This is a genomic window from Nitrosomonas sp. Nm58 (genome assembly GCF_900107335.1).
Taxonomy (GTDB): Bacteria; Pseudomonadota; Gammaproteobacteria; order Burkholderiales; family Nitrosomonadaceae; genus Nitrosomonas.
The window spans coordinates 1-6,095 of the sequence record NZ_FNPQ01000083.1 but is presented as its reverse complement, the minus strand read 5'-3'; the positions used below and the strand labels follow the sequence as shown (position 1 = coordinate 6,095).

Genomic DNA, 6,095 nt, shown 5'->3' with positions numbered 1-6,095 from the left:
TCGTATGGCCCTGATCCAATACCAGACTGATCGCATCTAATTTGTATTCCTTTGTATATTGCTTCCTCGTTACCATTACTTCCTCCAGTTAAGCTATTTTCTCTTAACTGGAATGTCCGGATTCATTAAACCAGGTCAAAGAGCTTGAGAGGGTCTGATATTAAGTGAGGTTTTTTCTTCTAGAATGCGTAAGCTACCAGCCCGGCTATTAGATTAACAAAAAAGTTAAATGGGCTGCGATGACGGGAATGCTCGATTTGCGAGATGTTTTTCAGTTGATCGTTGACAGTCTCCATGATCGAACGTTTACGCAACAAAAGTTTGTCAAACAGCGGCAGCAGCTTGCTTCTTATGTTTTTACGCAGCTTGGTGACGAGTTGCACGCCTTCCTCCCAGAGTTGCTCAAAGAGTGGCTGAGAGATGTAGCCCTGGTCACCAAAGAGTTTCCCAAATAAGGAACGTGCCAGCTCTGACACCGGGTCACGATCATCGACATTACCTTGCCGTTATTTTCACGCTCAGTAATTCCCTCTGGTCATTAATGATTAAGTGCAGCTTGAATCCATAAAACTAGTCCACGCGGGTCTTTCCCCTGGCAGCAAACGCCGCCATTACTTTATGTGACCAGATGGGACGATTGTGACATGCACTGATCTTGGTCGAATCAATGAAGCTCATCCCACTGCAGCGCCCAAAACGGCTGATCAGAAAACAGCTCAACGGCACCAGCGTTACCTTGCAATAGTTCAACAAAGCGATAATAGGACGGCTCATTCCTCAATACCTGATTCAGGTAACAGTGCTTAAACATCCGGTAACCCGGCAGATGAAACCCCACCACGACTCAAACTCCTGGCAAAAGTCGTCACTCGCACAAAAAATCGCTATAGTATCCATCGGAACCTGAATCCTCTAGTGATGAAGCTCTTTCCTAAAATCGTTTCATCATAAGGAATTCCGATTCCTTTTACAGCTTTTCTTGCGTCGAACTCACGTTATGTTATTAAATACACCTATATGGGAATATGAATTTGAGGGAAGATCGATTTGATCATGCGCACTCGAATTATTGAAGTATGGGTTTTCAGCCTTGCTTGTGTTATTTCGTCTGCTGGATATGCAGATAAGCAAAGGGCGCTCGCATGGTTGCATGAGATCAAGTTCGGTGTACTTCACCATGACACCGACGATTTGTGGAGTGGTTTCCGCCGCGAGGGCGGTGTTGATCTCAATCTGGAAGCTATCTTCTCGCCTCATATCAAATTTATCGGTGGAACCATTCGTCCCGCCTTTGGCGGGTCGGTAAATACTGTCGGCGATACTTCCAAGTTGTACATGGATATTCGTTGGCAATACGAGCATACCAGCGGTATGTTTTTTGGTATTGGGCTGGGTGGGGCGATACACGATGGCAAACTTCATCTTCAACACGATGACCGCAAGGCCCTGGGATCACGAGTACTGTTTCATATTCCGATCGAAATTGGCTATCACTTCGGTGCCAGAACTTCGTTGTCGGTATACTTTGATCATATTTCCAATGCCTATCTTGCTAACGACAATGAGGGGATGGACACTTTAGGCGGACGTTTGGGTTACCGATTTTAGTGGATCGTTCCAGTAAAACCATTACCGTTCGTGGTGAGCTTGTCAAACCGCTAAGCAACTGACATCGGCCCTCGACAGGCTCAGGCCGAACGGCGTTTTCTGTAACTGTTATGCTGGAACGATCTATTAGGTTGGTATCTCGATAATGTCATTATTAACGCAATCTATCAGATCTCTCGCTGCATGAGTAGTTCAAAAGTGCCGGCGAGAGAAGGTGATGACGCCAGGACAGATTCGGAAGCTGCACTGGCCACGAGTCGTTTCATTCACCGGAGAATTCTGGTTCGGCTGTTTCTCAGTGTATTGATTGGCGGGGTTGTCCCGTGGCTGGAGCTCGGTCGAATTCAGCAGTTCGTCCACGACCTTGCACTGAGGGAGTCTGCGACGTTTAGTGGAGAGTCCGCCCATAATCTGGAAAAACTTGACTCCGTAGCTTATCAACAGTTGACAGATTTAGCACAGCAACTGGTCAATCAGCATTTCCTGGTTGTCGAATTGTATGATCGCAACAAGCAAATCAGGCTTGAAATCATTCGTCCAGGGCAAGAGCTGGCCGAGCAAGACATCGACCGCTATCGCCACCAATTTCCCAAAGCAAGTGAGCTCTCGTATGAATTTCACTATGTGCAAGGTGAATTGCTGCTAGTCATCCTGGCGCCACTGCATGATGCCCGGGATTCGCTGGTTGGTTATTTCGAGGGTATCTATCAGGTCGATCGCGAGACGCGTGATTCAATTAGAGAAGATTTAGCTCGCAAGCTGTTTTTTGTTGCGCTTGGCATTACATTTACTACTCTGCTGATGTACCCGATTGTGTTGACGGCTCAACCGGGGATTAATCAAACTGTCCGGTGATCTGCTCAAGGGCAACCTGGAGTTGATGAATGTACTCGGTTGCGCCATTGCCGAACGTGATTCCACTACCAATAGCCATAACTACCGGGTTACGTTTTATGCACTGAGGTTAGGCGAAGCGATCGGACTCTCGCGTGAAAAAATTCACGATCTGATTACTGGTGCTTTTTTACATGACTTTGGCAAAATTGGCATCCGCGATCCCATCCTGATCAAGCCTGGCAAGCTGACATCGGAATAGTTTGAAGTCATGAAAACTCACGTATCGCTGGGGATGGAAATTCTAAGCAAATCGAGTTGGCTGAACGGGACAAGAGAGGTGGTTGAATTTCGCCATGAAAGATACGATGGTAGTGGTTATCCGCTAGGACTCCAGGGCGAGGCTATTCCGCTGAATACACGGATATTCGCCATCGCAGATGTATTCGATGCGATGACTACCAAGCGGCCCTACAAGGAATCATGGCCACATCACTGTGCCCGGGTACCAAGATTACCGGCAGCAAAGTAATGAGCGGCAAGACTAAACGGGTAACGAACCGCGCGGCCCAAGCCTTGAAGCTGGCCGCGGCGGCATTGCCTAGCAGTCAATCTGCGCTGGGCGCGCACTTCCAAAGAATGTGTGCCCGCATGGACAAGCCCAAAGCCGTGACTGCGGCTGCACACAAGCTGGCGCGGCTAATTTACACGATGCTCACCAGCGGCGAGGAATACACCGATCGGGGTCAAGACTACTATGAGGAACGATACCGCCAGCGCGTGCTGCAGAATCTGGCTCAGTGCGCTGAAAAAATGGGCATGAAACTCGCCGTTAATGAAAGTCCTTTTGAATATGTCATATTAAATCAGTTACTTGAGAGGTGTCTCTTGAGAGAGATCGAATATCAGCGGCATCAATATAAACAGGTAGGGCTTTGAATCAGTTCAAGTTTGCATGTTCAGGTTCAATTGATGCCGTGTTCCTGGCCGCAGCATTTCAATATCGACTATCCTTTTGTTTTGGCTAAAATGACAGTTATTCAATTTCAAGAGATTTAAGCGGATGACTACGTTGTTTACTCCTCTAAAGCTTGGTGCAATCACGGTACCCAATCGCATCTTCATGGCTCCACTTACTCGCTGTCGAGCGGATGCTGAGCACATTCCAAATGCTTTGATGGCTGAATATTATGTTCAGAGAGCAAGTGCAGGACTGATTATCGCGGAAGCTACCATGGTGATCGAAGGGAATTCCGCATTCTGGATGGAACCAGGTATCTATTCCCCTGATCAGATCACTGGCTGGAAACGGATTACCGATGCGGTGCATGCTGCCGATGGCAAGATTTTCCTTCAACTCTGGCATGGTGGAAGAGCGTGCCACCCGCTTCTCAACCAGGGTGTTCTGCCTGTTGCTCCTAGCCCTATTGCCATTACAGGAGATGAAGTGTTGACACCAGACGGAAAGAAACCTTATGTTATTCCACAGGAACTTCGTGATGATGAGCTGCCCGGTATTGTTGCTGGATTTAAGAAAGCTGCCGAGAATGCCAAAGCAGCAGGTTTTGATGGTATTGAAGTACATGGCGCAAACGGCTACCTGCTGGACGAATTCTTGCGTGACGGCACAAACAAGCGCCCAGGCCCCTATGGGGGCTCCCTGGAAAACCGGGCGCGTTTGACGCTCGAAGTGCTCGAGGCCATTAGCCTGGTATGGGGCAGCGAGCGAGTCGGACTGCGCATCTCGCCGCTTAACAGCTATAATAGTATGATTGACAGCGATCCCATTGGATTATCTACTTGGCTGGCTGGGCGACTTAACGAGTTTCATCTTGCTTATCTTCATGTCATCCGAGGGGATCTTTTTCAGCAGCAAAGTGGCGACATTATGACGCCTATTCGTAAGCATTACAGAGGCGTGCTCATTGGCAATATGGATTACACGGCCGAGGAAGCAAACAAAGATATTACTGAAGGAAAAATCGATGCGATTGCTTTCGGCACCAGCTTTTTGGCTAACCCCGACTTGCCAGCCCGGATCAAAGCCAGCGCTGCGTTGAATCAACCTAATCCAGCCACGTTCTATACTCCAGGCTCGAAAGGTTATACCGATTATCCAGCATTAAACCCTTTGTGATCGCCAAGATCGTGTTTTGGGAACAGGCAAATTTAAAAAATACTTAACGTGAGTTCGATATAAGAAAAGCAGCAAAAGGAACCTGAATTCCTTATGATGGAGCGATTTTCGAAAAGAGTTTCATCATTAGAGAAATCAGATTCCAACGGAGATTATAGTAGTGATTTTTTGTGCGAGTGACGATTTTTGTAAAGGGTTTGAGCCGTGTTGGGAGCAGTGCTTGTCGGAGTGAGATGTGCTGCGATACCAGATATCGAACACATGGTGGCCTTTGTACTTATGTGCACCTATAAGGTAGCCATTGAGCGGCTCGTGATTGCACAACAGCGTGTAGGCAACCACGCCTTTGCCGCGTCCAAAGTATTTGCGCGATTAGCGTTCCTTTCCTTCACGGTTGGACGCTCAACGCCGAATTTCTGGCCATCGACGGCGCCGTATAGGGCATCCAGATCAAACGCGTAGCTTGGCGCAGGTACTGCTGGTAAGTTGTCTCAAGCAATGGTAAGAGAGATGTCGCTGGTGCGTGCCATGACCTAGTTGCCGTGGTTCATGGCCTTGGCGATGATGACCGCCATCAGACCGTCGATGTCGGCCACCTTCTTGGCATAGCGCGGCTGCAAGGGCGTCAGTGCCGACAGAAACGGGCATTGACTGTTGACGAAACGCAACACATCGGCGACATCGCAGAATGGCAGTTTTTCATAGAACGCCTGCTCGCTCGCTTTGTGTTTCTCGGCCTTTGGCCTGTGTCAGGTCAGTGTCTGAGTGTTCTTGTCGTACGCCAGATGCGTCAGTTTGCCCTGTTTTAGCTCGCGGTTGAACGCCAGCCACTGCTCGCGCAGCTCATTCGTCAACGCGTCGAGCTGGATACTGATCGTCTTGCGTAGGAATGGCATGTCCATCTGAGCGAGTAGATCGGCCTTTTCCTCCATTGATACCAGCTCGTCGGTGAAGTGGCGGTGTTGCAAACTGTCGTCAAGGTAGAGTTCGCCAGACTTCAGATGCTTCCTGATCTGACGATACAGCCAAAATTCGTAACGGTCGGCATGCAAACCAGTCGGTTTGCCGTCAGCATCGTAGATCAACAAGTACGGCCGCAACCGCTTCGGCAGTGTGGCCTCCGAGCATTCAGCAAGCGGCCGTTGCGAAAGGCGCTGTGGCCTGGAAAAGACCCCTTTGGCTCAAACGAGGGCAGCGAGCCATGGACTGTCTGGCATGATGCTGGCGAAGTCGAGTGTGACGTATAACGGGCGCAGATGGCGGCGGATACGTTCAGCCAAACGATCAACCGCCTGCCAGTGCAGGGCTAGTTTGCTCGCCGGTTTTACACTCAGGCGTTGATCGGTGTCCTAAGGGCGTCTTTCGGCATGATCTTGTAGGCGCGCTGCCGCACGGTGCCGAATGGTGGGGCATCGGCCACCGGTCGAGTCACCCGAAGGAACTTCCCCTTCAGGTGCTCACAGAACCGTACGTGAACCTCTCGATTCATACGGCTCTTCCTATCCAGTCAATTTAC

At 49.4% G+C, this 6,095-nt stretch carries 4 protein-coding genes and 4 pseudogenes; 5 read left to right on the top strand and 3 right to left on the bottom strand.

Going from position 1 to position 6,095, the window contains the following annotated elements; all coding sequences use genetic code 11:
* Positions 1-179: 179 nt before the first annotated feature.
* Positions 180-491, bottom strand: a pseudogene (locus BLW34_RS17570) (transposase); the annotation flags it as partial.
* Between the two features lie 4 nt (positions 492-495).
* A pseudogene (locus BLW34_RS17565) lies at positions 496-774 on the bottom strand (transposase).
* 279 nt (positions 775-1,053) lie between these two features.
* On the opposite strand from BLW34_RS17565, the gene BLW34_RS14735 reads away from it, so the two are divergent.
* The 5 genes and pseudogenes from BLW34_RS14735 (at position 1,054) to BLW34_RS14720 (ending at position 4,579) form a co-directional block, all read left to right on the top strand.
* Complete coding sequence (locus tag BLW34_RS14735; RefSeq protein WP_090542425.1) at positions 1,054-1,608, top strand: acyloxyacyl hydrolase; 555 nt, start codon at positions 1,054-1,056, stop codon at positions 1,606-1,608.
* Positions 1,609-1,791: 183 nt separating this feature from the next.
* Positions 1,792-2,463: a hypothetical protein gene (locus tag BLW34_RS17180; protein ID WP_256203825.1), complete on the top strand. Its 672-nt coding sequence runs from the start codon at positions 1,792-1,794 to the stop codon at positions 2,461-2,463.
* Positions 2,464-2,488: 25 nt separating this feature from the next.
* Positions 2,489-2,974, top strand: a pseudogene (locus tag BLW34_RS17275) (HD-GYP domain-containing protein).
* On the top strand, positions 2,926-3,381 hold the full coding sequence (locus BLW34_RS14725) for a hypothetical protein (protein ID WP_143037969.1): 456 nt from the start codon (positions 2,926-2,928) through the stop codon (positions 3,379-3,381). The pseudogene BLW34_RS17275 and the gene BLW34_RS14725 overlap by 49 nt, the downstream one beginning before the upstream one ends.
* Before the next feature lie 124 nt (positions 3,382-3,505).
* Entirely contained in the window at positions 3,506-4,579 is a 1,074-nt protein-coding gene (locus tag BLW34_RS14720; RefSeq protein ID WP_090581184.1) for an alkene reductase, read from the top strand.
* Between the two features lie 231 nt (positions 4,580-4,810).
* Here BLW34_RS14720 and BLW34_RS14715 read toward each other — a convergent pair.
* Positions 4,811-5,999: pseudogene (locus BLW34_RS14715) on the bottom strand (Tn3 family transposase); the annotation flags it as partial.
* Positions 6,000-6,095: the final 96 nt, after the last annotated feature.

Bases quoted from the DNA above. Each gene is read 5' to 3' on its own strand.
- BLW34_RS14735 (WP_090542425.1), top strand. From the start codon at position 1,054: ATGCGCACTCGAATTATTGAAGTATGGGTTTTCAGCCTTGCTTGTGTT.
- BLW34_RS17180 (WP_256203825.1), top strand. From the start codon at position 1,792: ATGAGTAGTTCAAAAGTGCCGGCGAGAGAAGGTGATGACGCCAGGACA.
- BLW34_RS14725 (WP_143037969.1), top strand. From the start codon at position 2,926: ATGGCCACATCACTGTGCCCGGGTACCAAGATTACCGGCAGCAAAGTA.
- BLW34_RS14720 (WP_090581184.1), top strand. From the start codon at position 3,506: ATGACTACGTTGTTTACTCCTCTAAAGCTTGGTGCAATCACGGTACCC.